Raw genomic sequence first — 26,229 nt, forward strand, 5'->3', positions numbered from 1 at the left:
GCGTCTCCTGTTGTTGGACCACCTCTAGCGGATTGCGCTAATCTGGCAAACAGGCCGCGAGGGCTTCGAAGCTTTGCTCGATGCTAAGGTGCCGCCCGTCGCCGAAAAACGCCTCCAACTTGGGGAGAGCGGCGATCGCTTGGTCCAGTTGAGGGTCGTTGCCCCGTTCATAGAGGCCGGATTGCACCATCATTTCGGCCCGATCATAGGCGCCAATAAGGCGGCGCGCTTGGCTGAGCAGGGCATTTTCCGGTTCGGTCGCGGCGTCGGGCAAGCACCGAGAGACGGAGCGCAGCACGTCAATCGCGGGGTATCGGCCCCGTTCTGCGATGTCGCGGTTCAGGAGGATGTGCCCATCAAGGAGCCCGCGCAGGATGTCGGCAACGGGTTCCTCCATGTCGGAGCCCGCGACAAGAACGGACATCACCGCCGTGATCATGCCCTGGCCCTTTGCGCCCGGTCCGGCCCGTTCGCTAAGCGCGGCGAGCGCGTGGGTCAGGCTGGGGGGGAAGCCGCGCATATTGGCCTCTTCGCCGGCGGAAACGGCCACCTCGCGGTAGGCTTCGGCAAAACGGGTGAGGCTGTCAGCAAGGAAGAGGACATGCGCGCCCTGATCGCGGAAATGTTCGGCGATGGTCATCGCGGTCCAAGCCGCGCGGCGGCGCAGGTTGGGGGCCATATCAGAGGTCGCGGCAACAATAATGCTCCGCTCCATTCCTTCGGGGCCGAGGGCTTTTTGGATGAATTCCTGTAGTTCGCGCCCGCGTTCGCCGATCAGCGCGATGACCGTGACATCGGCAGGCACACGTTTCGCCAGCCGCCCCAAAAGCGTTGATTTTCCTACGCCAGAGCCTGCAAAAAGGCCGATCCGTTGCCCTTTGGCCAAGGGGAGAAAGGTGTCCATGACGCCGACCCCGGTCTGGAGCCGTTCGCCCATGATCTGACGCGCGTGCGCGGGGGGCGCGGGCGCGTGGACGGATTTTGACAGGGGGCCCATTCTGACCGTTGAGCCATCCATCGGGACACCGAACGGGTCCAGCACGTGGCCAATCCAGCTGTTGTCCGGGGCCAAAAGCGGCGCGCCCAACAGTTTGACAGGGGTGCCAATCGCCACGCCGTCAAGCGATCCGTAGGGCATGATTGTCACGGTATCCTTGCTGAGCTGGGTGATCTCACCGTGGTGATTCTGTCCATGTTCCGCTGAAAAGCTGACCTCATCCCCCTGACGCGCGACCTTTGACAGCCCCGCAACCACAAGGGCGTTGGCGTTGATTTCAGTGACATATCCCAAATCATACACAGGCTTCAGGCGCGCGACTTCCTTGCGCAAGGTCGTGAAAAGCTCGGCGGTAACCATAATGATGTTTTCCGTTTGTTCCTTACTCTTTCTAAAGGAATCACAGTTAAGGCTTGGTTGAGATTAATCGGAGGAGAAGCCCCGATGCTTGAGAAAATTGGAATACTAAATCTAGCGACTGACAAAGCCCGCCATGCAGCGGCCCGTCAGGAAGTGGCGGCACGTAATGTCGCCAACGCCGACACCCCGGGGTATCGCGCCCGGGATGTGACTGAGTTCAAGGCTGAGCTTGATCCAGGCTTTCGGGCGCGTCGCACCCATCCTGCACATTTTGACTTTTCTGAGCCGCGTAATGAGTGGCGTGAGATCGACGCCGGTGGCGCGGCTGATCCCAATGGAAACAGCGTTTCCTTGGATGAAGAGGTGCTGCGATCCGTTCAGGCGGAGCGTGACCATAGCCGCGCTATCACCGTTTATCAGGCTTCGCTTGGCGTTTTGCGCGCCGGGCTAGGCCGTAGGTAAGGAGTTTAGATCATGGGTTTTTCCAACACACTTGAGGTTCTTGCGAGCGGCATGAAAAGCCAGTCCCAGCGGCTGCGCCATGTCTCTGAGAATATCGCGAATGCCGATACCCCCGGCTACCGCCGCAAGATGGTGTCGTTTGAAGCGATGGTGAAGGCTGGTGAGAAGTCTGGCGCGGTTCAGTTGGGGCCTGTGCAGTTGGATCAGAGCGACCTTCCAAAGGTGCATGACCCTTCCCATCCGTTGGCGAGCGAAACGGGCCATTATGACGGGTCCAACGTCGATCTGCTGATTGAATTGGCCGACGCCCGAGAGGCGCAACGGTCCTATGAAGCAAACCTCAAGATGTTTGAGCAGACACGCAAGATGTCGAACAAACTCAATGAGATAATGAGACAGTAAGGGGGAGATGAGAGATGGATATTCGTTCTTCTTTTGCGCAGCAAGCCTATGGCGCTGGGCGGTCAATTGCGCAGCCCAAGCCCCAAGAGCAAACGCCTGCAGGATCGGACTTTGCCAAGATCGCGCAGAACTTTGCGCAGACGGTTCAGCAGGGTGAGGCGCAGGCCCAAGCGGCCATGACAACCGGGGCCGACCCGCATGCTTTGGTCACCGCTTTGGCTGAAACCAGCCTTGCGGTCGAGACGGCCGTGACCGTCCGCGACAAGGTCGTCGAAGCCTATCAAGAAATCTTGAGGATGCCGGTATGAGGGGTCTGTTTCATGGATGAGTTTATCTTTTACGACACAATGCGGCAGGGGCTTTGGGCGGCACTTTTGATGTCCACGCCGATCCTGACCGTGGCCCTTGTTGTGGGTTTGATCATCGGCTTAGTCCAAGCGCTGACGTCTATTCAGGAAATGACCCTGACCTTTGTGCCAAAACTGGGGGCCATTATGGTCGTGTTTTGGGCGACAATGGGTTTCATGAGCACGGTCCTTACGGACTTTTTCGGGGATACGATCATTCCCCTGATTGTGAGCATCTGATGTCAGACGGGATTTATACCACGCTGACGCGGCAGTCCGGCCTGATGCGAGAAATGAGCATGGTGGCCAACAACATCGCCAACGCCTCGACGACGGGTTACCGCGCTGAGGGGCTGATCTTTTCGGAGCATGTGAAGGATTTGGGCGAGGGTCAGCCTTCGCTGTCCATGGCTACGGGCAACGGGCATGTCACCCGCTCGGTGCAGGGTGCGCTGAGCCAGACGAATGGCACTTATGATTTGGCCATCGAAGGGGATGGTTTTTTCCAAGTTGAGGGCCCCGAGGGCGAGATCCAACTGACCCGCGCGGGTGCGTTTTTGCCCAATGATGCCGGGGATCTTGTCACGCCCGAGGGCTTGCGGGTGTTGGATGCTGGTGGTGCCCCGATCTTTATCCCACCCGACGTGAGCGATGTGCACATCAGCAGTGATGGCACGCTTAGCGCGGATGGCCGGCTGCTGGCGCAGATCGGTTTGGTGATGCCCGAAGATATCAATTCTCTCGACCGGACGAATGGGGTGAGCTTCACGACCGACGGCGCCCTTGGGCCGGTTGAAAATGGGCGCGTCCTGCAAGGGTTTCTTGAGGGATCAAACGTCGACGCGGTCTCTGAGATTTCTCGGATGATCCAAGTGCAACACGCCTACCAGATGGGCCAAGGCTTCATGGAGCGGGAGGACGAGCGGATGCGCTCTGTGACCCAGCTCATTGGCCGATAGAAAAAGGAGACCAACATGCGTGCACTCCAAATCGCAGCCACGGGCATGAGCGCCCAGCAGACACGAGTTGAGGTGATTTCCAACAACCTCGCGAATATGAATACCACTGGTTATAACGCCCGACGGGCTGAGTTTGCGGACCTGCATTATCAACAGGTGACGCGCGCGGGCTCTATCGCCGCGTCTGACGGGACGGTTGTTCCCGCAGGTGTGCAGTTGGGGCTTGGTGTGCGGCCGACCGCTGTGACGATGAACGTGAACCAAGGGGCGCTGTCCGCAACGGGCGGCGATCTGGACCTCGCGATCGAGGGCAAGGGCTACATTGAAGTGACGCTGCCCTCGGGTGTGTCGGGGTTCACCCGCGATGGCGCGCTCAAGATGACGGGCGATGGTCAACTTGTCACGAGCGATGGCTACCCTGTGGTGCCCGACATCACGGTGCCCGAGGACACACAATCGCTATCGATTAACCCTGAGGGTGAGATTTACGCCTATTTCAACGACCGGACCGAGCCGGAGCTTTTGGGTCAGCTGACGCTTTCGGGGTTCTCGAACGAAAAGGGTCTTGAGGCGATTGGTGGCAATCTGTTCCGAGAGACCGGAGCGTCTGGCGCGCCATTGGTGGGCACGCCCGGCGAAAACGGGTTGGGGTCCTTTCGCCAAGGCTATCTTGAGGACAGCTCCGTCGATGCGGTGAAAGAAGTTACCGACCTGATCGAGGCGCAGCGTGGGTATGAGTTGAACGCCAAGGTCATCACTGCGGCGGATCAAATGCTTAGCGCGACAACGCAGATCCGGTGATGTCATGAAACTAATCTTAATGATGTTTGTCTTGTTAATGCCCGCCGCGGCCCGTGCGGATGCCGTGTTGGCGGCGATGACCATTCGCAGCGGTACGATCCTTACGGCGGATCACCTCAGCCTCAGCGAGATGACGTTGCCCGGCGCGGCCACCGACCCCAAGGCACTGATCGGGATGGAGGCGCGGGTGAACCTGTATGCGAACCGCCCCATTCGCCCCGAAGACGTTGGGCGCCCCACTTTGGTCGAACGCAACGCAATCGTGCCGCTGGTTTTCAACGCGGGTGGTCTTTTGATCACGACAGAGGGGCGCGCGCTGGGCGCCGCGGGTGTGGGGGAAACCTTGCGCGTCATGAACCTTGCCTCTCGAACCACTGTCTTCGGCACCGTGACTTCCGATGGTTCCGTCATCGTTAACCCCAACAGATTTTAATTGGACCTTCCCATGCTTTTGAAACGTTCCCTGCTTATCCTGTGTGCATTGTCTGTAACGGCCTGTGATCGCCTGTCCGAGGTGGGTAAGGCGCCGGAATTTACGCCCATTACGGGCGGTTATGAACACAGCGCCATGGTCAGCAACAGCTTTCCAGAGATGGCCGAGCAAAGGCCGGGTGTGCAGCGGGCCTCGCTTTGGTCCGGGGATCGGCAATCCCTATTGGGAGATCGTCGGGCCAGTCGCCGGGGCGATATCATGACCGTTGTAATTGAGATTAACGATCAGGCTGAGATTTCGAATAGCACGGATCGCTCACGCTCGGGTTCGGAGGCGATGGCGATTCCGCAGTTCCTTGGGTTGCCGCAGTTAATTGATCGTCAACTGCCGGGTGATGCGACCCTTGGCAATGGCGTGAATGCGAGTGGATCTAGCTCATCTTCGGGCGATGGGTCTGTGCGGCGCAATGAAAAGCTGACCCTGCGCGTGGCGGCGACGGTTGTTGATGTTCTGCCCAATGGGGTGGCCCGGATTGAGGGCTCGCAGGAGGTGCGCGTTAACTTTGAAGTCCGCGAGTTGCTGGTCAGCGGATTTGTGCGGCCTGAGGATATCTCACGGCAGAATGAGATCACCTACGACAAGATCGCTTCGGCGCGTATTTCCTACGGTGGTCGTGGGCAAATCTCTGACATGCAGCAGCCGCGCTATGGTCAGCAGGTTGCCGATATTCTCTTGCCGTTCTGAGGTTTGACATGATGAAATTCATTCTCCCGCTTTTGTTGGTGGTTCTTGGTGTCGGGGGCGGGGCGGCCGCCGGGTTTTTCCTTAAGCCTGCCCCGGTGGAGGTTGTCGACGAGGATGGTACGCATGATTGCCTGCCGTCAGAGACCACTCAGACGCTCAAGGCCGTAGAAGCTGAGACGCCATCGGAGTTGGAGTATGTTAAGCTTAACAACCAGTTCGTTATTCCAGTGCTGAAATCTGGTCGGGTGGCTGCGCTGGTGATCCTGTCGCTGAGTGTTGAGGTCAGCGGTGACCAGGATGCGACTGTCTATGAACGTGAGCCAAAGTTGCGCGATCTGTTCAATGAAGTGCTGTTTTTTCACGCCAATACTGGTGGTTTTGATGGCGTTTTTACGGATTTCAGCAAGATGGAGATGCTGCGAAAGGGTCTATCTGAGGCTGCGCACAAGGCGCTGGGAGGCACCCATGTTGGGGTGTTGATCACGGATATCGTGCGTCAGGACGCATAGGGCTTTAGGTCGTCGGCAGTGAACAGAAATGCTTTGCCAAAGCCGCCGTTCAGGAATGCGTCATCAATGCTAAAGCGGAACGCGATGAAGTCGGTGAAATCGAAATAGAGGGCTGATTTGGGCAGGTGGGTTAACCATGCGTCCCGGATGGTGGATTTATCGACGGGTTCAGGTTGGACGTGCAGGGTGGCCCGCGGTGCCGTCAATGCGTCGCCCTTGGCCGCGGGTTCCCCGACCAATAGGGCGCATTTTGCGCCGGATTGTAGGGCGGGTGTGTGCAGAGATAGCTCCGACACCAGTGTGACGAGGCCGTGCCCCGGCAGGCAGAGAAGTGCAATTCGGCTGGCCGATGGCGTTACGCGCTTGGGGTCTAGGTACGACAACACGCCATGCCGCATCTCCGCAAGCAACCTGTCCATGGTTGCGCGGGCATCGTCATCAACTGGGCGAAACGGGTCGGTCATACGAGAAAGATGGGCCACAGCCGCTACGCGGGCAAGCGGCAAACGTCTGATGCATATCAAAGACGTCTCTTTGGGGTCGATTATTGTGAGGGGACTAGAGAGAGGGATTGATCATGTACTCCAATATCCTTGTTCCAATCGCGTTTGACGATGAACGTGATGTTTCGCAGGCCTTGAACGTGGCGCGCAAATTGCTTGATGAGGGCGGCAAAATCACGGCGATTCACGTGCGTGAGCATCTGCCATCTTATGCGACCGAATACCTGACCAAAGAGCAGATGGAGGGAAATCGGGCTCAGCTGGTGAATGGATTACTCGAAAAAACCGGCAACAGCCCGGATATTGATGTGGTCGTGGTGGAGGGCCGCTCGGGCCATAGAATCTTGGAGGAGGCTGAGCGTCGTGAGGCGGATTTGATCGTGATCGCCTCGCATTGCCCGTCGGTCCAGGATTATTTCCTAGGCTCTACCGCTGCGCGTGTGGTCCGGCATGCGAAATGTTGCGTGCACGTTGTGCGCTAAAGGGCTGTGATTGGCCATCGGTACCTCTGGGCTTGAGCCGCCCTGACACCGCGCCTAAGCTCCGCCCAAATAGGGGAGGCGCAGATGGCAACGGGTACAAACATTCGCACATATTTTGAGGGCCGCTGGCATGACGGAGATGTGCCCGTTATGCGCGCGGCTGATCATGGTATGTGGCTTGGGTCTAGCGTGTTTGACGGCGCGCGGTGGTTTGAGGGGCGCGTGCCCGACCTTGCGGCGCATTGCGAACGGGTCAACCGATCCGCCGAGGCGTTGATGATCACGCCCACGGTTTCCCCCATAGATATGGTGCAGATCGTTGAGGAAGGGTTGAAATCCTACGGCCCCAATGACGCCGTTTATATCAGGCCAATGTATTGGGCGTTGGAGGGTGGCCCGCTGGGCGTTTTGCCCAAGATGGGTGCCACGGGGTTTGCGATCTGCCTTGAGCAAATTCCAATGGCCCCGCAGGACACGACCACGACCCTGACCACCACCCAATTCCGCCGTCCCGTCCTTGAGGATGCGGTGTGTAATGCCAAAGCGGGCTGCCTTTATCCAAACAATGCGCGCATGTTGGCTGAGGCTACGCGCAAAGGGTTTGGCAATGCGTTGGTCGCGGATGCCATGGGCAATGTGGCCGAAACCGCCACCTCAAACGTGTTCATGGTGCGTGACGGTGAGGTGTTCACCCCCATCCCCAACGGCACATTTTTGGCGGGCATCACGCGGGCGCGGCACATGGATAACCTGCGTCGTGATGGGGTTAAGGTGCATGAATGTGTGCTTAGCTTTGATGATTTTCGCAGCGCAGATGAGGTGTTTTTGACCGGCAATATGACCAAGATTACGCCGGTTACCGCGTTTGATGACGTCCCGTATCAAGTCGGCCCCATCGCCCGCCGCGCGCGTGAGTTGTATTGGGATTGGGCGCTGAGCGAGGCCTAGCCCGCGTATTTGCCATTGCCAGAGGTGGCCGGAGCATGCACAGTCCGAGCCGATCAATCGGGAGGATCCGATGCGCAAGTTTCTTGTTGTGCTCGACGACAGCCGTGAATGTTTGAATGCGATCCGCTTTGCCGCGATGCGCGCCGCCAATACGGGGGGCGGGGTCGAAGTGCTGGCCGTGATCCCGCCAGAAGAGTTTAACCACTGGATCGGCGTGGGCGATATCATGCGCCAAGAGGCGCGCGAACGGATTGAGGCACATTTCGAAGTGTTCGCCAAATGGATGCGGGACCGTCAGAATATTGATCCCGAGTTGGTCATCCGTGAGGGCGAAGTGTTCGATGAAATCCTCGCTCAGGTAAAGGCGGACACGGATATTGGGGTCCTTGTTTTGGGCGCTGGCATCGACAAAAACGGCCCCGGCCCGCTGGTGACACAACTGACGCGAATTGCGGGCAACCTGCCCATTCCCGTGACGATCGTCCCCGGTGAGATGTCGAAAGAGCAGCTAGAAGCTGTAACCTAAGTTAGAACCGTTCCAAATATCTTGACCTTTTGCCTTTGGATTTGCATATAAGAAGTCCAATCGAAGGAAGCTGCCCATGTTTATCCAAACGGAATCGACGCCAAACCCTGCGACCTTGAAATTTCTGCCCGGTCAGCCCGTGATGGACCTAGGCACTGCGGATTTCACCACTGCTGAGGCGGCACAGACCTCTCCGCTTGCGACCCGTTTGTTCGGGGTTGAAGGCGTGACGGGCGTGTTCTTTGGTACGGATTTTGTGACCGTGACCAAGGATGAGCCCGTAGAGTGGGACCATATCAAGCCCTCGATTTTGGGTGCGATCATGGAGCATTACCAGTCCGGCGCGCCCATCATGGAAGGCGATGCAGGCTCGGGCCACACGGATGTGGATCACGGTGAGGACACTGTAATTGTCGGCCAGATCAAAGAGTTGTTGGACACACGCGTGCGCCCAGCGGTGGCCCAAGATGGCGGTGATATCACGTTCCACGGCTTTGACCGGGGTGTGGTTTACCTGCACATGAAAGGCGCCTGCGCGGGCTGTCCGTCTTCAACCCTGACGCTCAAGATGGGGATTGAGAATTTGCTGCGCCACTACATCCCAGAGGTGCTGGAGGTCCGGCCCGTTGCCGTCTGACCCCCTTGTTTTAGGCTTTGACACATCGGCCGCGCATTGCGCGGCCGCTTTGCTTTGCGGTGACCGTGTTGTGGCCTCGGTTCACGAGGATATGGGTCGTGGGCAGGCAGAGCGCTTGATGCCTCTGCTCGAAGATGTCCTTGGACAAGGCGGCACGACATGGGCCGCGTTGGATGCGATCGGTGTGGGGACTGGCCCAGGAAATTTCACCGGTATCCGCATTTCTGTCGCGACGGCGCGGGGGCTTGCGCTGGGCCTAGGGTGCCCCGCGATAGGGGTGAACGGGTTTGATGCCTTGGCGTACGGCGCGCGTGATGTGAAAACATGGTGCGCCGTGCCGGCCCCACGTGATCACCTGTATTTGAGCGCCAACGCGGATTTGCCTGTGCGGCTTGCCCCTGTTTCGGATGCGGCGGATCGGACTGTTATTTGCGCCACGGACACCCCTGCCATGGCGGCGGCTGGCGTGCGAGTTATCGCGCCCGTGCATCCCATTGCCGAGGCTATAGCACGGGTTGCAATGGCGCGAATTGGACAAGAGGTATCGCGCCCGGTGCCACTGTATATTCGTCCTGCGGATGCGGCGCCTTCGCGCGAAGCGGCCCCCATTATTCTGCCATAATGATGACGCCCGAGGATATGGCGGCTTTGCATGCGCAGTGTTTTCAGGCCGCACCGCGACCATGGTCTGCGCAGGAATTTGCGGCCTACGCGCAGGATACGAACGTTTTGATCCGCTTCATTGAGGGCGGCTTTGGCGTGGTGCGCGTGATTGCGGATGAGGCTGAATTGCTCACGCTTGCGGTTGATCCAGCGCGGCGGCGGCAGGGTTTGGGCGATGCGTTGGTCCAGAGCCTTTGCACAGGTGCAAAGGTGGCGGGGGCGCAGGATATGTTCCTAGAAGTTGCCGCTGACAATGCCGCGGCTTGCGCGCTTTATTCCAAGCATGGCTTTGCGCGGGTGGGTCGTCGTCCTGCCTATTATGCGGGCACAGACGCATTGGTTCTGCGCCGGGCGATGTAACGGCACGTCGGTGGCGAAATTAGTCAAAAAGCAGTTGACCCTTCCCGGTTGCTGCGGCCTTATTCTGCGCATGCTCGCGAGGGGTGGCGCCCGTCTGGTTGCGCCCCCCGTTTGAAAACCTGGGAGATACACATGAACCTTAAGCAGAAATTTCTTGGCGCTGCTGCCATGCTTGCACTCACGGCGGGTGCCGCCGCTGCGGAGCCGGGCCTGATCATCGATCTGGGCGGTAAATTCGACAAATCCTTCAACGAAAGCGCGTTTAACGGCGCACAGCGTTGGGTGGCTGAGACCGGTGGCGAATACGTCGAAACCGAGCTTGCGAATGAGGCTCAGCGTGAGCAAACCATGCGCCGGATGGCCGAGCGGGGCGCGAACCCGATTGTCGTTCTAGGCTTTGCGAACGCCTCTGCGCTCAGCGAAGTGGCACCCGATTATCCCGACACTAACTTTGCGATCATCGACGTTGACTGGCTTGGTGATCTGCCAAACGTGCGCCAAATCGCGTTTTCCGAGCATGAGGGATCGTACCTTGTGGGTATGATGGCGGCAAAAGCGTCCGAGACCGGGACGGTTTCGTTCGTTGGCGGCATGGATGTTCCGTTGATCCGGAAATTCGCCTGCGGCTACGCCCAAGGTGTTCTGGCCGCGAACCCCGAGGCGACTGTGATCGCCAATATGACTGGCACAACGCCCACCGCTTGGAACGACCCGGTGCGCGGCGCCGAATTGACGCGCAGCCAGATCAGCCAAGGCGCAGATGTGGTTTACGCAGCGGCGGGCGGCACGGGTATTGGTGTGCTGCAAGCAGCCGCAGATGAAGACATTCTGTCCATCGGCGTCGATAGCAACCAAAACTTCCTGCACCCCGGTGAGGTTCTGACATCCATGCTGAAGCGCGTGGATAACGCCGTTTATGACGTGTTCTCTGCCGGTGCCGAAGGCTTTGAGGCTGGTGTCGTGCGGATGGACCTGTCCAACCGTGGTGTCGGCATCGCGCTTGACGGGTTCAACGAGGCCATCGTGCCGTTTTCCATGTTGTCAGAGGTGTATGCCGCCGCTGATCAGATCGTGAGTGGCGGGTTGACGGTGCATGACTACACCAGCGACGACAGCTGCCCCGTTTTGACGTTCTGATAGGGCATGTCTGACGTGCAAACTCTTCAACAGGGGCGGTCCGACGGGGCCGCCCTTGCTATTGAATTGAGGGGAATTTCCAAGTCCTTTGGCCCCGTGCAGGCCAACAAGGATATCTCAATTCAGGTCGCAAAAGGCACGATTCACGGGATTATTGGTGAAAACGGCGCGGGTAAATCCACGCTGATGTCGATCTTGTATGGGTTCTACAAAGCCGATGCAGGCGAGATTTTTGTCGGTGGTCAAAAGACCGCAATCCCCGACAGTCAGGCGGCGATTGCTGCGGGCATCGGGATGGTGTTCCAGCACTTTAAACTGGTTGAGAATTTCACAGTTTTGGAAAACGTGATCCTAGGTGCTGAGGAAGGCGGGCTGCTGAAGCCGTCCCTTGGCAAGGCGCGCAAACTGTTGGGCCAGCTGGCCAAAGACTATGAGATGGACGTTGACCCTGACGCGGTCATTGAGGACCTTTCGGTCGGTCTGCACCAGCGGGTTGAGATCCTGAAGGCGCTGTATCGACAGGCGGATATCTTGATTTTGGATGAGCCGACGGGTGTGTTGACCCCGTCTGAGGCAGATCATTTGTTTCGTATTCTCAAAGGGCTACGGGACCAGGGCAAGACGATTATTCTGATCACCCACAAGCTGCGTGAGATCATGGATATCACGGATACCGTGAGCGTGATGCGCCGCGGTGAGATGACCGCGACCGTTAAAACACGCGACACCAGCCCCGAGCAATTGGCGGAATTGATGGTGGGGCGCAAAGTGCTTTTGCGGGTCGACAAGGTGCCCGCCACCCCGGGCAAGACAGTGCTTGAGGTTGAAAACCTGAGGGTGCGCGACGCGCAGGGGGTTGAGCGGCTTAAGGGCGTGAGTTTGGACATCCGCGCGGGCGAGGTTTTGGGCATTGCTGGCGTGGCTGGCAATGGTCAGTCCGAGCTATTGGAGGTGCTGGGTGGATATGCCACCGGTGATGGTGTCGTTCGGCTAAATGGACAGGCGATTGATCTGTCTGGACGGTACTCTGACGGTCGGTCGCGCCGCGCGAGCGGCATTGCCCATGTGCCCGAGGATCGGCAGCGTGAAGGCCTGATCATGGACTATCATGCGTGGGAAAACACCGGTTTTGGCTACCATCACGATCCTGCGTACAGCAGCGGCATTTTCATGAATAATCGGGCTCTGAAGCAGGACACGATCGACAAGATGGAGCGGTTTGACGTGCGCCCGCCCAACCCGAATTTGCAGGCCAAAAGTTTTTCTGGCGGCAATCAGCAAAAGATCGTTGTCGCGCGTGAGATCGAGCGCAACCCGGACCTTTTGTTGATCGGTCAGCCGACGCGCGGCGTGGATATTGGGGCGATTGAGTTCATTCACAAGCAGATCGTTGCCCTGCGTGATGCAGGCAAGGCGGTGCTTTTGGTGTCGGTCGAGTTGGATGAAATTATGGCTCTATCAGACCGCATCGCAGTGATGTTTGACGGCCAAATCATGGGCGAACGTCTACCGTCCGAGACCAATGAGACAGAGCTTGGCCTGTTGATGGCTGGCGTTCAGCAGGGAGCCGCGTGATGCCCAAATGGGTGGATATCCTTTTGATCCCGCTGATCAATTTGGCTTTGGCCTTGTTCGTGTCCGGGCTGGTTGTGGCCTATATCGGTGAGAACCCGTTTGAGGCCGTTGCGATCCTTGTGAAGGGGGCCGTCGGGTCGCCCTATGGCTGGGGTTATACGCTATATTACACCACCAATTTCATCTTCACCGGGTTGGCCGTCGCCGTGGCATTCCATGCGCGGTTGTTCAACATCGGGGGCGAAGGCCAAGCGGGCCTTGGCGGGCTGGGCGTGGCGTTGGTGCTGTTGGCTTTGCCGTGGCCGCACTGGTCCATCGCGCTTTTGGCGGCGATGGTGGGGGCAATGGCGTTCGGCGCATTTTGGGCTGCGATCCCGGCATATTTGTTGGCCAAGCGGGGCAGTCACATCGTGATTACCACGATTATGTTCAACTTCATTGCCTCTGCGTTACTGGTGTATTTGTTGGTTAACGTGATTAAGGTCCCAGGCTCCATGTCGCCCGAGACTGCGCGGTTTGGCGTGTCATTGCCCAATGCAAATGACGTGTTGCCGTGGGTTGGGTTTCCCCGGTCAACGCCATTGAACGTTACATTCGTCGTGGCGTTGCTGGCCTGTGTTGCGGTTTGGGTTTTGATCTGGCGCACGCGATTGGGCTATGAGATCCGCGCCTACGGACATTCAGAACCTGCGGCCTTGTACGCAGGTATTTCGCCGGTTCGGATCATCATGGTGACGATGCTTATTTCGGGCGGATTGTCCGGGTTGATGGCGATCAATGCGGTCATGGGAGAGGCCGAACGGCTGGTCCTAGACCCTGTGCAGGGCGCGGGATTTGTGGGCATCGCAGTGGCGCTGATGGGGCGCTCGCATCCTGTTGGTGTTTTCCTCGCGGCGCTACTGTTTGGGATGTTGTATCAGGGCGGGGCCGAGTTGGAATTTGAACGCCCCGCGATCACCCGTGAGATGATTGTGGTTATTCAGGCTTTGGTCATTTTGTTTACCGGTGCGCTCGACAATATGGTGCGCTCTCCGGTTGAACGGTTCTTTGTGAACCTGAACAAGAGGGCCGCGTGATGGACCTGCTCGGAGTGCTTCAAATCTTGGACAGCACGGTGCGTATGGCGACACCTTTGCTGCTGGCGTGTCTTGCGGGATTGTTCTCAGAACGGGCTGGGATTTTCGACATCGGGCTTGAGGGCAAGATGCTGATGGCCGCGTTTTTTGCCGCCGCCTTTGCCGCCTTTACGGGCAATGTCTGGATCGGGCTTCTGGCGGCTATTGCAGCGTCGCTTGCTCTGTCGCTGTTGCACGGTTTGGCGTCCATTACCTTCCGCGGGAACCAGTTGATTTCGGGTGTTGCGATCAACTTTTTGGCGGCGGGTGTGACGGTAGTCATCGGGCAGGCGTGGTTTGATTTGGGGGGGCGGACCCCGGCCCTAGAGGGGGCAGGCCGGTTCCAAGAGGTGACGCTTCCCTTCGCAGACGCCTTGGCGCCAGTGCCGGTTTTTGGCCCCATCTATGCCGAGCTGATCTCAGGTCATTCACCCCTCGTTTACGTGGCGCTTTTGTTCGTTCCGCTTAGCTGGTGGGTCTTGTTTCGCACGCGGTTTGGCCTGCGCCTGCGCGCGGTGGGGGAAAACCCCGCAGCGGTGGATACCGCAGGTGTTTCGGTTGTTGCTTTGCGGTTCTATGCGGTTGGTATTTGTGGCGTTTTGTGCGGTATTGCAGGGGCTTATCTTGCGACCGGCCTTGCGGCGGGCTTCGTTAAGGACATGTCTGCCGGGCGCGGGTTCATCGCGCTTGCGGCGCTTATTTTTGCGAAATGGCGGCCGTGGTACGCGCTTTATGCGTGCTTGTTGTTCGGTTTCCTTGAGGCCATTGGAAACCGCTTCCAATCAATCGAACTGCTGGGTATCGCGGTGCCGTCGCAGTTCATGCAGGCGTTGCCCTATATCCTGACGGTTGTGATCCTCGCGGGTTTTGTGGGCAAGGCGATCCCGCCCCGCGCCGGAGGCGAACCTTATGTCAAAGAACGCTGAGGTACTGGCCGCGCAAATCCGCGCGATTGCAGGTGATGCGCCGGTACGGTTTGGGCTGATCCTCGGCTCTGGCCTTGGTCATCTGGCGGAGGCTGTGGACGGGGTCAGCATTCCGTATGCCGAGCTAAATGGCTTCCCGCACGCAGGTGTGTCCGGTCACTCGCCGCACCTTGTGATTGGTGAGCTGGAGGGGCAGCGCGTAGCGATCTTTGGCGGCCGGGCACACTACTATGAAAACGGACGCGGCGACGCGATGCGCTTGCCGCTTGAGGTGCTGAAGGCGCTTGGCGCTGAGGCCGTTTTGCTGACGAACGCGGCGGGGTCACTTCATCCAGAGATTGATCCCGGCGACATTATGTTGCTGTCGGACCACATTAACTTTTCTGGGCTGAATCCGTTAATTGGTGAGCCCACCGATGCGCGCTTTGTGCCGATGACGGATGCCCATGATACGACCCTAAGGGCGCAGCTGCGGTCAGCGGCGCAGGCGCAAGAAGTTGACTTGGCCGAAGGCGTCTACGCTTGGTATTCGGGCCCGTCATTTGAGACCCCCGCCGAAATCAGAGCCATTCATACGCTTGGGGCTGACGCTGTTGGCATGTCGACGGTGCCCGAAGTAATCCTTGCTCGGTTCTTGGGGCTGCGGGTGGCCGCGATCTCAACGATTACGAACAAGGCCGCTGGCCTGTCGAATGAAAAGATTAGTCATGAGCATACCAAGGCGATGGCTCCGCTTGGCGCGGCAAAGCTGGAAAAGGTCCTCCGACAGTTTTTGCGCAACCTTTAGGTCCAGTTTCTGCGGGCCCATCGTGCCACTTTCGAAATTGAGGCGCTGCGTCTCATTTTCCCGGTCGTTGGGTTTGCTTTTCATCCGGTAATCGGCTTTTAAGGGGAAAAGCCACGCCTGGTGGACCCAGCCAATGCAAATTTACCTGCCAATTGCCGAAGTTTCGGTGAACGCCTTCCTCCTTTTGGGATTGGGAGGGATCGTCGGAGTGCTGTCCGGCATGTTTGGCGTGGGCGGTGGGTTCCTTATGACGCCACTGCTGTTTTTCATCGGCATTCCCCCAGCTGTCGCCGTGGCGACTGAGGCGAACCAGATCGTCGCTTCGTCCTTTTCCGGGGTGTTGGCGCACCTGAAACGACAGACTGTCGACCTCCGAATGGGCGGGGTTTTGCTGGTTGGCGGCCTTGTGGGGGCAGCCGTCGGTGTGGAGGTTTTCACGCTTTTGCGCGAAATGGGCCAAGTCGATCTGCTGGTTAAGCTGTGCTACGTCGTCTTCCTGGGGCTTATCGGCGGCTTGATGTTCATCGAAAGCCTGCGCGCGATCCGACGGTCCCGGGCGCCCGGCACGACCAAGGTCATCCGCAAGCAGCGCACATGGATCCACGCGCTGCCGTTCAAGATGAAGTTCCGCACATCTGGTCTCTATATCTCGGTCATTCCGCCGCTTGTTGTGGGTGTTTTGGTCGGGATTTTGGCCGCGATCATGGGTGTTGGCGGTGGGTTCATCATGGTGCCCGCGATGATCTATATCCTTGGTATGCCGACAAAAGTCGTTGTTGGAACGTCGCTGTTCCAGATCATTTTTGTGACCGCGTTTACCACGCTGCTGCACGCGACGACGAACTACACGGTCGACATGATCCTTGCGGTTCTGTTGTTGATTGGCGGCGTGATCGGCGCGCAAATTGGTGCGCGGATTGGCGTGAAGCTGAAGGCGGAGCAGCTGCGTATCCTGCTCGCGATCATGGTGCTTGCGGTATGCGGCAAGCTGGCGCTGGATCTACTGCTGACACCGGCTGAAATCTACTCAATCGGGACGGGGGGGCACGGCTGATGCGCAGGCTGTTTGCCCTTCTTTGTCTATTGTTGCCCACGCAGGTTCACGCCTTTGCGGCTGAGGATGTCGTGGCCGACCTGAGCCAGAACCGCGTGTCGATTAACACCAGTTTTGATGGCTCTGAAATCCTCGTGTTTGGCGCGGTCAAACGGTCCCGCCCGGTGCCGGTTGGCACGCCCTCGCTTGAGGTGATCATCACCGTCAGTGGCCCGTCTGAGCCGGTTACCGTGCGGAAAAAAGACCGGCGTCTCGGGATTTGGGTTAACACGGAGTCGGTTGATATTGATGCCGCGCCAAGCTTTTACGCGGTCGCAACATCCGGTGCGCTGGGTGATGTGTTAACCGAGACCGAAGATCAGCGTCACAAGGTGTCTGTTGCGCGTGCCATTCGGTCCGTTGGCGCGCCTGCCTCAATTTCTGACGCGCAGTCCTTTACCGAAGCATTAATGCGTATTCGCGCCAATGATGAGCTGTATGTTACCTCCGAAGGCTCGGTCGAACTGGTACAAGAGACGCTGTTTAATACAGAAATTCGATTGCCCGCTAATCTGGTGGAAGGCGCCTATGAGACCCGGATTTTCCTAACCCGCGGGGGTGAGGTGACGGCCATTTACAATGATGTCATTGAGGTTAGCAAAGTCGGGCTAGAGCGTTTCATTTACAACCTCGCGCACGAACAGCCGCTGATTTACGGCCTGCTGTCATTGTTTATTGCGATTTCGGCGGGGTGGTTGGCCTCTGCGGTGTTCCGATTTATCCGTTGAAAATCAACGTTCTGCGTTAAATGTAAATATCGTTAACAGCCTGTTAATCCTTCAGCCTTAAAACCGAAAAACGGTTCATGGGAAAAGGCTTGGATGTTTGGAACAGCATTGGACTAGGCTTAGAGGCCAAAGGCTTCTTAATAAGGCGTTTTTACCCGCTTGGATCGTGTTTGGGGTCTTTTTGATCAGTTTTGCCTTCATCGAACGGCAAACGCATATCATTCATACACAGACAGAACGTGCGGAGGTGCTCAAATCCGTTGGTGAGGTGCAATCCAGAATGGAGGGCATCATTCATTCCGACCTACAGCTTTTGCGTGGCCTAGTCGCCAGCGTGTCACTGCATCCCGAGATGAACCAAGAGGAATTCAGCGCGCTCTCGCACCTGGTTGTTGATGGTAATGACGATTTCTACGGGATCGCGATTGCCCCCGATTTGATCGTCACGCTAATTCATCCGATCGAAAGGCATCAAAATGTTATCGGGCTGAATTTTAATGAAAATGCTGCAATTTCCCAGTTGGCTGAGCAGGCGCGTATCACGCGCGATCTGGTATTTTCGGGTCCGTTTGAGTTGCTGAAAAGTGGTGGCACAGGTTTCGCCGCGCGGTTCCCCATTTTTGTCGAACGCGACGGGGTCGAGGTGTTTTGGGGCATCGTTTCTAGCGTCTTAGATGAATATCACTTGTACGATCGTGCGGGGATTTTGGACCCTGAGCTAGGGTTGTCTTTCGCGATACGTGGACGAAACGGTCTAGGCGCCAGTGGTGATGTTTTTTTTGGCGATGAAGAGATTTTTAACTCTGATGCGGTACTCAGCACGATCAATCTGCCGGTGGGGTCATGGCAGCTTGCGGCTATTCCGCAGGCTGGCTGGTCCACGTCGCATTTTGCCAGCTGGTGGGTCCGTGTGCCTGTCATTTTGGTTGGGCTCTTGGTGCTTGTTCCCACATTTTTGATGTGCAGTATCTCACAGCAGCGAAACGTGATGGTCAAATCGCTGTCTCGCAACGAACGCCAGCTTCGTGACCAAGCCCAAGAGCTGAAAAAACTATCCACAGTGGTTGAGTCTGCGTCTGATAGTGTTGTGATAAATGACAAATTTGGCCGCATTCAATGGGTGAACAAAGCATTTACCGATATGACTGGCTACAGTTTTGAGGAAGCCGTGGGCCAAGATCCCGCGAACATCCTTGATGGGCCAGAAACCAATCGTGAGACAATCCGTCAAATCCACGAACACATCGAACGTGGCGAACCCTTCCGTACCGAAATTGTGAATTACGCTAAGGACGGGCGTAAATTTTGGATTGAGACATATTTGGTGCCGACGCGGGATGAAAAGGGTGAGCTGTTGTTCACCGCTGCCATTGAGCGAGATATCACCGCGACAAAGCGTCAGGAACACGAGCTCGCCGAGGCAAGGAATGTTGCCGAAAGGGCGACAGAAGCCAAATCCGCTTTTATCGCCACCATGAGCCACGAAATTCGCACGCCGATGAATGGAATCATCGGAATGTCTGAACTGCTAAAGGAAAGCAAGCTTCCGCCGGAGGCGCGTGGGCATGTCAAAATCGTGCATGAATCCGCTCAGTCGTTGTTGGCTATCATTAACGATATTCTCGATCTCTCTAGCCTTGAGGCCGGCAAGCTAGAAATCTCATCGCATGATTTTGACCTCAGAAAATGTATCGAAGGGGCCGTGGGGCTGGTGCGCGCGACAGCCCTGAACAAGGGATTGAAGATTGCGGTCGAGATGTCTGATGACCTCCCGTATTTTGTGTCTGGTGATGATGGGCGTATCCGTCAGATTATGCTGAACCTTCTCGGAAATGCGGTGAAGTTCACCTCCGAAGGTCAAATCACCTTGCGCGCAAATACTGACAAGAAAGACTCCCATCGATTACACATTGAGGTTGAGGATACCGGTATTGGCCTCTCGGATGAGCAGATACCCCATGTGTTCGACCGCTTTGCGCAGGCCGACGCAGGTATTGCGCGTAAATTCGGGGGAACAGGCCTTGGTTTGTCGATCGCTCGCCATTTGGTTCATCAAATGGATGGCGGGATTTCGGTGCGCTCGGCGCTGGGTAAGGGGACGTGCTTTTCCTTCACGATCCAAGTGGCGCCAGCGGTTGATGTACCGATCATTGAGGCCGTCGAACGCCCAATCGATCTGAGTGTTCTGCGGGGTCTGCGCCTGCTTTTGGTTGAAGACAACGGCACCAACCGCTTTCTCATTCACCGCTTTCTTAAGGATGCAGGGCTCGAGATTTGGGATGCAAAAGACGGGTTGGAGGGGATTGATGTCTTTGAGCAGGTCCAGCCTGACATTGTGTTAATGGATATGTCGATGCCCAAGCTGGACGGTGTCGAGGCGACGCGCCGCATTCGTGCGATGAACCTTCCGCAACCGCCGATTATCGCCCTTACGGCCAATGCGTTTGAGAGTGACCGTGAAGCATGTTTGAACGCAGGCATGAACGATTTCCTGTCCAAGCCGCTGCAAAAAAAGCAGTTATTGGCGACGCTTATTGAATGCCTCAAACATCACGAGAGGCATGTTGATATTCCACAGGCGCAGGCCGTGAATTAGCGTTTAGCGCACCATCCCAACGATCTCGTAGGTTTGTTTGAGGATCGGCTCAGAGAGTTCGCGGGCACGCTCCGCGCCGCGCGCAAGAATGCGGTCAATCTCGGCAGTGTCTTCCATCAAACGGCCCATTTCTGTGGAAATCGGGGCGAGTTTGTCCACGGCGATCTCGGCCAAGTCTTGCTTGAAGTAGCCAAACAATTTGCCCGCATTGGCCTCTACGACTGCGGCGGGGGTTTCTTCGGTCAAGGCGGCCCAGATGTTCACAAGGTTGCGCGCCTCTGGCCGCGCGCCGAGGCCATCCAGCGTTTCGGGCAGCGGATCGGGATCAGTCTTGGCCTTTTTGATCTTTTTCGCGATTTGGTCGGCCGTATCCGTCAGGTTGATCCGGGTCATGTCCGATGGGTCCGACTTTGACATCTTCTTGGTGCCGTCGCGCAGGTTCATCACCCGGGTCGCGGCCCCTTCAATCACTGGCTCAGTGATCGGAAAGAAATCTACGCCAAAGTCGTGGTTGAACTTGGCGGCGATATCGCGCGTCAGCTCAAGGTGTTGTTTTTGGTCCTCACCCACTGGGACGTGCGTTGCGTGATAAATCAGAATGTCAGCCGCCATGAGCGCGGGATACGCGAACAGCCCAAGGGACGCGCCTTCGGCATTTTCGCCTGCTTTGTCTTTCCATTGGGTCATGCGGCCCATCCAGCCCATGCGCGCCACACAATTGAAAATCCAAGCCAATTGCGCGTGCTCGGGGACTTGTGATTGGTTGAACAGGATCGATTTTTCGGGGTCGATCCCGCTAGCGATAAAGCCCGCGCACAATTCCCGCGTGTTGTGGCGCAATGCGGCAGGATCGTTCAGCACGGTCGTGATCGCGTGTAGGTCCACCATGCAATAAACAGTCTCGAACGAGCCTTCGTTTTGCATATCCACGAACCGCTTCATCGCGCCCAGATAATTGCCCAGCGTCAAACCGCCCGACGGTTGGATGCCGGAAAAAACGCGCTTGGTGAATTGGGCTTCGGACATGGTGGCCTCATGAAACGGATCGAAAGTGGTCCTTTCGCTTAGCGAGGCGGTGCTGGGGCGTCAACCAAAGGGGCAGGCTGCGACTGGTCTTGGGGGGCATTCCGCGCTAGGCGTTGGCCAACACTCGCACAGGACCCGTATGTATGAACGCCGATCCAAACGCCTCTCCCTTTCTTGATGTGCCGCGCACTGTTGTCGCCTTGGCGGCGGTTATCGGCGGGGTGGAGGGGATGTTTTCCCTCGCGCAGGCAGGATATTTGGGCGGAGATGGCGGCATCGGTTGGCGGATCAATGCCATCAGTGACTTCGGCTTTAGCGGCGAAATCCTGGATTGGATGATCACGACGGGGCAATTCCCGCTCGAACATTTGCGTCGGTTTGTGACCTACCCGTTCCTGCATCTCAGCTTCACGCATGTGCTGTTTTCGGTGGTGTTTATCCTGGCCATAGGCAAGGCGATTTCGGGTGCGTTCGGGGGATGGCGGCTACTGGCCGTGTTCTTTGGGGCCTCAATCTTTGGGGCGTTCGTCTACGGCTATCTGTTTGAATTCCTGACGCCCTTGGTCGGCAGCTACCCGGGCATTTACGGGTTGATCGGCGCGTTCACTTTTCTGTTGTGGGTGCGCGCACGCGTTATGGGTGAAGCCCCCATGAAGGCATTTTCTCTGATCGGTTTCCTGTTGGGTATTCAGCTTTTGTTCGCAGCACTTTTCGGATCAACCGGGGATTGGACGGCGGATTTGGCGGGTTTCGTCGCAGGCTTTGGGATGTCGTTTTTCTTGATCCCGGGCGGATGGGCCCGGTTGCGCGACAGCCTGCGCCGCTAGCGCCGTAACGCCGCCCGCAGTTCGCGCAACCGGAACGCGCCGCATAGCTGGCCCGCGATTGCGTATGTTGCGATGCCTACTGCGACCAAAATGGCCAAGCCGAGATACCGCCAACCGTCCATGCCCAGCACTGGGCCAAGGGTAATTTCGGCGAACCACAAGACTGCGCCCATGATGAGTGACGCAAAGATCACGCGCCAAATGCGGCCTTTGAATTGGGCGTCAAAGGTTGCGGCCTGCCCAATATCGCGGCTGCCGCGCCATAACAGCCAAACCATGCCCCATCCCGCGAGTGTGGTGCCAAGTGCAGCAGCCATGAACCCAATAAATGGGGCGAGGCCAATGGCGACAGCGGCGTTGATGAACAGTGAGATTACCGCATAGCGCAGGGGGGCTTTGGTGTCTTCGCGGGCGAAAAACAGGGGCTGAAACACCTTTTGCAGGACAAAAGCAGGCAGGCCCGCGCCATAAACGATTAGCGCGAGGGCGGTAAAGGCGGTGTCGTCGGCGTTGAAGGCTCCGCGCTCAAACAAGACGGACACGAGCGGGACAGCCAACACCACGAGGGCGACGGCTGCTGGAATGGTCAAAAGTAGGGCGAATTCGCCGGCGCGGGAAAACGCTTCTTGGCCGCCAGCTTCATCCTCGGCCCGGACACGGCGCGCAAGCTCGGGCAGGAGGACCACGCCGATTGCGACGCCCACAACCCCCAAAGGCAATTGGTATAATCGGTCGGCATAGGCCAGCCACGCGACCGCGCCTTCAAAATAGCTGGCGACTTGGCGACCGACTAACAGGTTGATCTGCATCACACCGCCTGCCAATGCGGCGGGCCCTGCGATAATGGCGAGCCGTTTAAGCTCAGGCGTTATGCGGGGGCGGCGGATCGTAAGCGTGTGGCCCGCCCGGCGTGCCGCCCAATAGACCAAGCCCAATTGGGCGATGCCGCCCACAGGCACGCACCATGCCAGCGCGATGCCGATGGCCGATGGTGTTGGCGTGCCAAAGACCGCCACACCCAGCATGCCCGCAATGAACACAAGGTTGAGCAAAACAGGAGCCGCTGCCGCCGCTAAAAACCGGCTGTTGGCGTTCAGTAGCCCTGATACCAGTGCAGCAAGTGAGATCATAAGGATGTAGGGAAACGCGATGCGCCCGTAGATCACCGCAAGAGAAAACCGTTCATCCGCTGCAAAACCAGAGGCCATGACCCAGACCAGCGCAGGCATGAACACCACGCCTAAAACGGAGAACACCGATAGGATGACGAATAACCCCGTGAACGCGTCGCGGGCAAAGTCATCCGCGTCCTCACCGCCCTCTAACTTTTTGGCGTACATCGGCACAAAGGCCATGTTGAACGCGCCTTCTGCGAAAAACCGGCGGAACATGTTGGGCAGCGAAAAGGCGATCAAGAACGCCTCGGCCATGCCGCTTGTGCCTAGAAACCGCGCGATAAAGATGTCGCGCATGAAGCCCAGCACGCGGCTGGCCATTGTCCAGCCTCCGACAGTCAGGAACCCTCTTAGCATGTCTTAGGCGCCCGCCCGTTCCTTGACGCGCGCAATCGCGGCGCGCAGTTTTTTCTCGAGATCGGCTTGTTTGGACTTGGAGTGTAGCTTGAGCCCGAACATGTCCTTTACGTAGAACACGTCCACCACCTGCGCGCCGTAGGTCGCGATGGTGGCGGTGGCGATGTAGATATTCGCGTCCGCGAGGGTGCGTGTCAGGTCATACAGCAGGCCGGGGCGATCGCGTGTATCGACTTCAACGATTGTGTAAATCTCTGAGCCTTCGTTATCGAAGGTGATCGACGTGGGCACCGCAAAGGGCCGCTCGCGCTTCTTGATTTCACGTCCCTGAAGCGCGTCAGAGGTGATGACCTCACCGCGCAGGGTATTTTCGATCATGCCGCGCAGGCGGGGCAGGCGGTTGGCCTCATAGGGGTGACCGTCACCGTCTTGCAGCCAGAACACCGACGTCGCGTATCCATCCTTAGAGGTAAACGTCCGGGCGTCGATGATGTTGGCCCCCACGAGCGACAGCGCACCCGCAAGCCGGGTGAACACGCCGGGGTGGTCTTCGTTGGCAAACAGCGCGCGGGTCGCATCGCGCTCCTCATCGGGTTCCAGCTCAACCTTGAATTCGTCGGCTGCAATGTCCTGCAACATATGGGCAAAGCGCACTTGCGCCCCGGTGGGCAGGCCCTGCCAATATGTGCCGTAGTGGCGCCCAATCTCGGCGCGGAGGCGCGTTTCGGTCCATGTGTTGGGCATCGCATCGCGGAACAATTTGCGGGCCTTGGCCTCACGGGTTTCGCGGTTCACGTCCTCTAGCCCGTTCTCTAGCGCGAGGGCGGTGGCACGGTGCAGGGCACGCAGCATCTGCGCCTTCCAATTGTTCCACACGTTGGGGCCAACGCCGCGAATGTCACACACGGTGAGTACAGTCAGCAGGTCGAGCCGCTTGCGCGTTTTGACGGCTTTGGCGAAATCACGCACTGTGCGGGGGTCGGAAATATCTCGCTTTTGCGACATGTCGGACATCAGCAGGTGATAACGCACCAGCCATTCGACGGTCTCGACTTCTTCTTTGCGCAAGCCAAAGCGGGGGGCCACTTGGCGGGCGATCTGTGCCCCAAGCACCGAGTGATCTTCGGGCCGTCCCTTGCCGATATCATGCAGCAGCATCGCCACGTACAGGACCCGTCGGTTAACGCCGTCCTTTAGGATGGATGAAGCCAGCGGCAGGTCATCGCGCAGCTCTTCACGCTCAATCTCTGCAAGATTTGAGATGACCTGTATCGTATGCTCATCAACCGTGTAGCTGTGATACATATTAAACTGCATCATCGCGACGATGGGCGCGAATTCCGGCAAGAACGCACCCAAAACGCCCAGTTCGTTCATGCGCCGCAGGGATCGTTCGGGATTGCCGTGTTTGAGCATCAGCCCAAGGAACAATTTGTTCGCCTCGGGTGTTTCGCGCATCCGCTGGTCAATCAGGTGCAAGTTGGCCGAGATCAGCCGCATCGTATCGGGGTGCAGTAAAAATCCAGTGCGCAAGGCCTCTTCGAACACGCGCAGCAGGTTCAGCGGGTCGGACAGAAACGCGGCCTCATCCTCAACGTTGATGCGTTCTTGGTGCAGCACGTAGGGGGCCTTTAGTTTCTTGGGGCGTTTGCCACGCAGGAACCCAAAGATGCCGGGCTTTGATTTCGTGTTGTCGGCCTCAAGTGCCGTGAGCACGATGCGCGTGAGCTCACCCACCTTGGTCGCGTGGCGAAAGTAGGCCTGCATAAAGTGTTCAACGCCGCGTCGGCCACCCCGGTCGGTATAGCCCAAGCGCGCGGCAACCTCGACCTGCATGTCGAAGGTCAGGTGATCGGCGGCGCGGTTTGTGACCAGATGCAGGTGACAGCGCACGGACCACAAGAACCGCTCTGCGGCTTCGAAGCTTCTGAACTCCTCGGGACGAAAGACGCCCAAATCCACAAGGTCTGCGGCGTCGCGCACGCCGTAGCGATACTTTGCGATCCAATACAGCGTCTGGAGGTCCCTAAGGCCGCCCTTGGCCTCTTTGACATTCGGCTCCAGCATATAACGCTGACCGCCTTGTTTGCGGTGCCGCTCGCTGCGTTCGATGAGCTTTCCTTCAACGAACTCAGGGATTGTCTGGGAAAACAACTCAGCCCACAGTCGGTCCCGCAGGTCCGTGGCCAAGGCGCCGCGTCCGCAGATAAGTCTTTGTTCTAGAAGTGCGGTGCGGATGGTCAAATCCTCACGCCCAAGGCGGAGGCAATCCTTTACGGTACGACTGGAATGTCCGACCTTCAGCTTCAAATCCCACAGTATGTAGAGCATGGATTCAATCACGCTCTCGACCCAGGGGGTCATTTTGTAAGGTGTGAGAAACAATAGATCGACGTCAGAATGGGGGGCCATTTCGCCGCGACCATAGCCGCCCACAGCCAGCACGGCGATCTGTTCGCCCTCAGTTGGGTGCGGGTTTGGGTGTAGGATGCGGGTGGCGACGTGAAACACGCATTCCACGATGCAATCCGTAAGGAAGCTGTAGGCATGGGTGACGCGGCGGGCGCGGCTTGGGTCGGCCTCAAACCCGGCGGCAATGGCGTCGCGGCCAAGGGTGCGGGCGTCGCCCAGTGTCTCAACGGTTGCCTTGCGGACCGCGCCGCTGTCGGGCGCGTTGGCAAGCGCTGTTTCGAGCGCGTCGAGCATTGGCTCTACGTCGAATATCCTGCGTGCCTCAACGATCAGGTCGCTGGG

29 protein-coding genes are annotated in these 26,229 nt (G+C 57.9%); 24 read left to right on the plus strand and 5 right to left on the minus strand.

Translation table 11 applies throughout. The annotated features are described in order from the left end of the window. Nucleotides 1–37 precede the first annotated feature (37 nt). Nucleotides 38–1,357: a FliI/YscN family ATPase gene (locus tag THS5294_RS14565; RefSeq protein WP_058124329.1), complete on the minus strand. Its 1,320-nt coding sequence runs from the start codon at nucleotides 1,355–1,357 to the stop codon at nucleotides 38–40. A gap of 84 nt (nucleotides 1,358–1,441) precedes the next feature. On the opposite strand from THS5294_RS14565, the gene THS5294_RS14570 reads away from it, so the two are divergent. The 9 genes from THS5294_RS14570 to THS5294_RS14610 are packed head-to-tail and all read left to right on the plus strand — an operon-like array spanning nucleotide 1,442 to nucleotide 6,014. After that, on the plus strand, nucleotides 1,442–1,819 hold the full coding sequence (locus tag THS5294_RS14570) for a FlgB family protein (protein ID WP_058124330.1): 378 nt from the start codon (nucleotides 1,442–1,444) through the stop codon (nucleotides 1,817–1,819). 9 nt (nucleotides 1,820–1,828) lie between these two features. Then, nucleotides 1,829–2,221, plus strand: coding sequence for a flagellar basal body rod protein FlgC (flgC, locus tag THS5294_RS14575; RefSeq protein ID WP_116904364.1), 393 nt, complete (start codon nucleotides 1,829–1,831; stop codon nucleotides 2,219–2,221). A gap of 14 nt (nucleotides 2,222–2,235) precedes the next feature. Then, on the plus strand, nucleotides 2,236–2,529 hold the full coding sequence (fliE, locus tag THS5294_RS14580; protein ID WP_058124331.1) for a flagellar hook-basal body complex protein FliE: 294 nt from the start codon (nucleotides 2,236–2,238) through the stop codon (nucleotides 2,527–2,529). Nucleotides 2,530–2,541: 12 nt separating this feature from the next. Further along, the gene (locus THS5294_RS14585; RefSeq protein ID WP_058124332.1) at nucleotides 2,542–2,808 is read left to right on the plus strand and encodes a flagellar biosynthetic protein FliQ; all 267 of its coding nucleotides are present in this window, start codon (nucleotides 2,542–2,544) and stop codon (nucleotides 2,806–2,808) included. Continuing rightward, nucleotides 2,808–3,527, plus strand: coding sequence for a flagellar hook-basal body complex protein (locus tag THS5294_RS14590; RefSeq protein WP_058124333.1), 720 nt, complete (start codon nucleotides 2,808–2,810; stop codon nucleotides 3,525–3,527). The genes THS5294_RS14585 and THS5294_RS14590 overlap by 1 nt, the downstream gene beginning before the upstream one ends. Before the next feature lie 15 nt (nucleotides 3,528–3,542). After that, a complete protein-coding gene (gene flgG, locus THS5294_RS14595) occupies nucleotides 3,543–4,328 on the plus strand; it encodes a flagellar basal-body rod protein FlgG (protein ID WP_038004067.1) in 786 nt (261 codons plus the stop codon). Between the two features lie 4 nt (nucleotides 4,329–4,332). Then, nucleotides 4,333–4,761 carry a flagellar basal body P-ring formation chaperone FlgA gene (gene flgA, locus THS5294_RS14600; protein ID WP_058124334.1) on the plus strand — a complete coding sequence of 143 codons (429 nt, stop codon included), beginning with the start codon at nucleotides 4,333–4,335 and terminating at the stop codon, nucleotides 4,759–4,761. A gap of 12 nt (nucleotides 4,762–4,773) precedes the next feature. Then, nucleotides 4,774–5,505, plus strand: coding sequence for a flagellar basal body L-ring protein FlgH (flgH, locus tag THS5294_RS14605; protein ID WP_058124770.1), 732 nt, complete (start codon nucleotides 4,774–4,776; stop codon nucleotides 5,503–5,505). A gap of 8 nt (nucleotides 5,506–5,513) precedes the next feature. Next, nucleotides 5,514–6,014 (plus strand): hypothetical protein, encoded by a 501-nt coding sequence (locus tag THS5294_RS14610; protein WP_058124335.1) that lies wholly within the window; start codon nucleotides 5,514–5,516, stop codon nucleotides 6,012–6,014. Here THS5294_RS14610 and THS5294_RS14615 read toward each other — a convergent pair. Continuing rightward, nucleotides 6,002–6,538 carry a pyridoxamine 5-phosphate oxidase gene (locus THS5294_RS14615; RefSeq protein WP_233486495.1) on the minus strand — a complete coding sequence of 179 codons (537 nt, stop codon included), beginning with the start codon at nucleotides 6,536–6,538 and terminating at the stop codon, nucleotides 6,002–6,004. The two genes, THS5294_RS14610 and THS5294_RS14615, sit on opposite strands and share 13 nt — an antisense overlap. 53 nt (nucleotides 6,539–6,591) lie before the next feature. On the opposite strand from THS5294_RS14615, the gene THS5294_RS14620 reads away from it, so the two are divergent. The 14 genes from THS5294_RS14620 to THS5294_RS14685 all read left to right on the plus strand — a co-directional run bounded on the left by THS5294_RS14620 (nucleotide 6,592) and on the right by THS5294_RS14685 (nucleotide 20,090). Then, nucleotides 6,592–6,999 (plus strand): universal stress protein, encoded by a 408-nt coding sequence (locus THS5294_RS14620; protein WP_058124337.1) that lies wholly within the window; start codon nucleotides 6,592–6,594, stop codon nucleotides 6,997–6,999. Nucleotides 7,000–7,083: 84 nt separating this feature from the next. After that, a complete protein-coding gene (locus tag THS5294_RS14625) occupies nucleotides 7,084–7,947 on the plus strand; it encodes a branched-chain amino acid aminotransferase (protein WP_058124338.1) in 864 nt (287 codons plus the stop codon). Between the two features lie 70 nt (nucleotides 7,948–8,017). Then, the gene (locus tag THS5294_RS14630; RefSeq protein WP_038004075.1) at nucleotides 8,018–8,473 is read left to right on the plus strand and encodes a universal stress protein; all 456 of its coding nucleotides are present in this window, start codon (nucleotides 8,018–8,020) and stop codon (nucleotides 8,471–8,473) included. A gap of 76 nt (nucleotides 8,474–8,549) precedes the next feature. Further along, a complete protein-coding gene (locus tag THS5294_RS14635) occupies nucleotides 8,550–9,110 on the plus strand; it encodes a NifU family protein (protein WP_038004076.1) in 561 nt (186 codons plus the stop codon). Further along, nucleotides 9,100–9,732, plus strand: coding sequence for a tRNA (adenosine(37)-N6)-threonylcarbamoyltransferase complex dimerization subunit type 1 TsaB (tsaB, locus tag THS5294_RS14640; protein WP_058124339.1), 633 nt, complete (start codon nucleotides 9,100–9,102; stop codon nucleotides 9,730–9,732). The genes THS5294_RS14635 and tsaB overlap by 11 nt, the downstream gene beginning before the upstream one ends. After that, entirely contained in the window at nucleotides 9,732–10,133 is a 402-nt protein-coding gene (locus THS5294_RS14645) for a GNAT family N-acetyltransferase (protein WP_233486496.1), read from the plus strand. Before tsaB ends, THS5294_RS14645 begins: the two co-directional genes overlap by 1 nt. A gap of 132 nt (nucleotides 10,134–10,265) precedes the next feature. Beyond that, nucleotides 10,266–11,270 (plus strand): BMP family lipoprotein, encoded by a 1,005-nt coding sequence (locus tag THS5294_RS14650; protein WP_038004079.1) that lies wholly within the window; start codon nucleotides 10,266–10,268, stop codon nucleotides 11,268–11,270. A 6-nt stretch (nucleotides 11,271–11,276) separates the two neighbouring features. Next, nucleotides 11,277–12,845 carry an ABC transporter ATP-binding protein gene (locus tag THS5294_RS14655; protein WP_038004081.1) on the plus strand — a complete coding sequence of 523 codons (1,569 nt, stop codon included), beginning with the start codon at nucleotides 11,277–11,279 and terminating at the stop codon, nucleotides 12,843–12,845. Continuing rightward, nucleotides 12,845–13,921 (plus strand): ABC transporter permease, encoded by a 1,077-nt coding sequence (locus THS5294_RS14660; protein WP_058124340.1) that lies wholly within the window; start codon nucleotides 12,845–12,847, stop codon nucleotides 13,919–13,921. The genes THS5294_RS14655 and THS5294_RS14660 overlap by 1 nt, the downstream gene beginning before the upstream one ends. Further along, a complete protein-coding gene (locus THS5294_RS14665) occupies nucleotides 13,921–14,886 on the plus strand; it encodes an ABC transporter permease (RefSeq protein WP_058124341.1) in 966 nt (321 codons plus the stop codon). The genes THS5294_RS14660 and THS5294_RS14665 overlap by 1 nt, the downstream gene beginning before the upstream one ends. Then, on the plus strand, nucleotides 14,870–15,673 hold the full coding sequence (locus THS5294_RS14670; protein WP_058124342.1) for a purine-nucleoside phosphorylase: 804 nt from the start codon (nucleotides 14,870–14,872) through the stop codon (nucleotides 15,671–15,673). The genes THS5294_RS14665 and THS5294_RS14670 overlap by 17 nt, the downstream gene beginning before the upstream one ends. A 133-nt stretch (nucleotides 15,674–15,806) precedes the next feature. Then, nucleotides 15,807–16,727: a sulfite exporter TauE/SafE family protein gene (locus tag THS5294_RS14675; RefSeq protein WP_038004087.1), complete on the plus strand. Its 921-nt coding sequence runs from the start codon at nucleotides 15,807–15,809 to the stop codon at nucleotides 16,725–16,727. Further along, nucleotides 16,727–17,494, plus strand: a complete 768-nt coding sequence (locus THS5294_RS14680) for a TIGR02186 family protein (protein WP_082645050.1) — start codon at nucleotides 16,727–16,729, stop codon at nucleotides 17,492–17,494. The genes THS5294_RS14675 and THS5294_RS14680 overlap by 1 nt, the downstream gene beginning before the upstream one ends. A gap of 181 nt (nucleotides 17,495–17,675) precedes the next feature. Then, complete coding sequence (locus THS5294_RS14685; protein WP_133244396.1) at nucleotides 17,676–20,090, plus strand: ATP-binding protein; 2,415 nt, start codon at nucleotides 17,676–17,678, stop codon at nucleotides 20,088–20,090. Between the two features lie 3 nt (nucleotides 20,091–20,093). On the opposite strand, the gene trpS is transcribed toward THS5294_RS14685, so the two are convergent. Further along, entirely contained in the window at nucleotides 20,094–21,116 is a 1,023-nt protein-coding gene (trpS, locus tag THS5294_RS14690; protein WP_058124345.1) for a tryptophan--tRNA ligase, read from the minus strand. A gap of 143 nt (nucleotides 21,117–21,259) precedes the next feature. Between trpS and THS5294_RS14695 the strand changes: the two genes are divergently transcribed. Next, the gene (locus tag THS5294_RS14695) at nucleotides 21,260–21,943 is read left to right on the plus strand and encodes a rhomboid family intramembrane serine protease (RefSeq protein ID WP_038004092.1); all 684 of its coding nucleotides are present in this window, start codon (nucleotides 21,260–21,262) and stop codon (nucleotides 21,941–21,943) included. On the opposite strand, the gene murJ is transcribed toward THS5294_RS14695, so the two are convergent. Together murJ and THS5294_RS14705 are read right to left on the minus strand one after the other, a co-directional pair. Beyond that, a complete protein-coding gene (gene murJ, locus THS5294_RS14700; protein ID WP_058124346.1) occupies nucleotides 21,940–23,475 on the minus strand; it encodes a murein biosynthesis integral membrane protein MurJ in 1,536 nt (511 codons plus the stop codon). The genes THS5294_RS14695 and murJ overlap by 4 nt on opposite strands. A 3-nt stretch (nucleotides 23,476–23,478) precedes the next feature. Beyond that, the gene (locus THS5294_RS14705) at nucleotides 23,479–26,181 is read right to left on the minus strand and encodes a [protein-PII] uridylyltransferase (protein ID WP_233486497.1); all 2,703 of its coding nucleotides are present in this window, start codon (nucleotides 26,179–26,181) and stop codon (nucleotides 23,479–23,481) included. Between the last annotated feature and the right edge of the window lie 48 nt (nucleotides 26,182–26,229).

It is taken from the genome of Thalassobacter stenotrophicus (assembly GCF_001458315.1).
GTDB lineage: Bacteria > Pseudomonadota > Alphaproteobacteria > Rhodobacterales > Rhodobacteraceae > Thalassobacter > Thalassobacter stenotrophicus.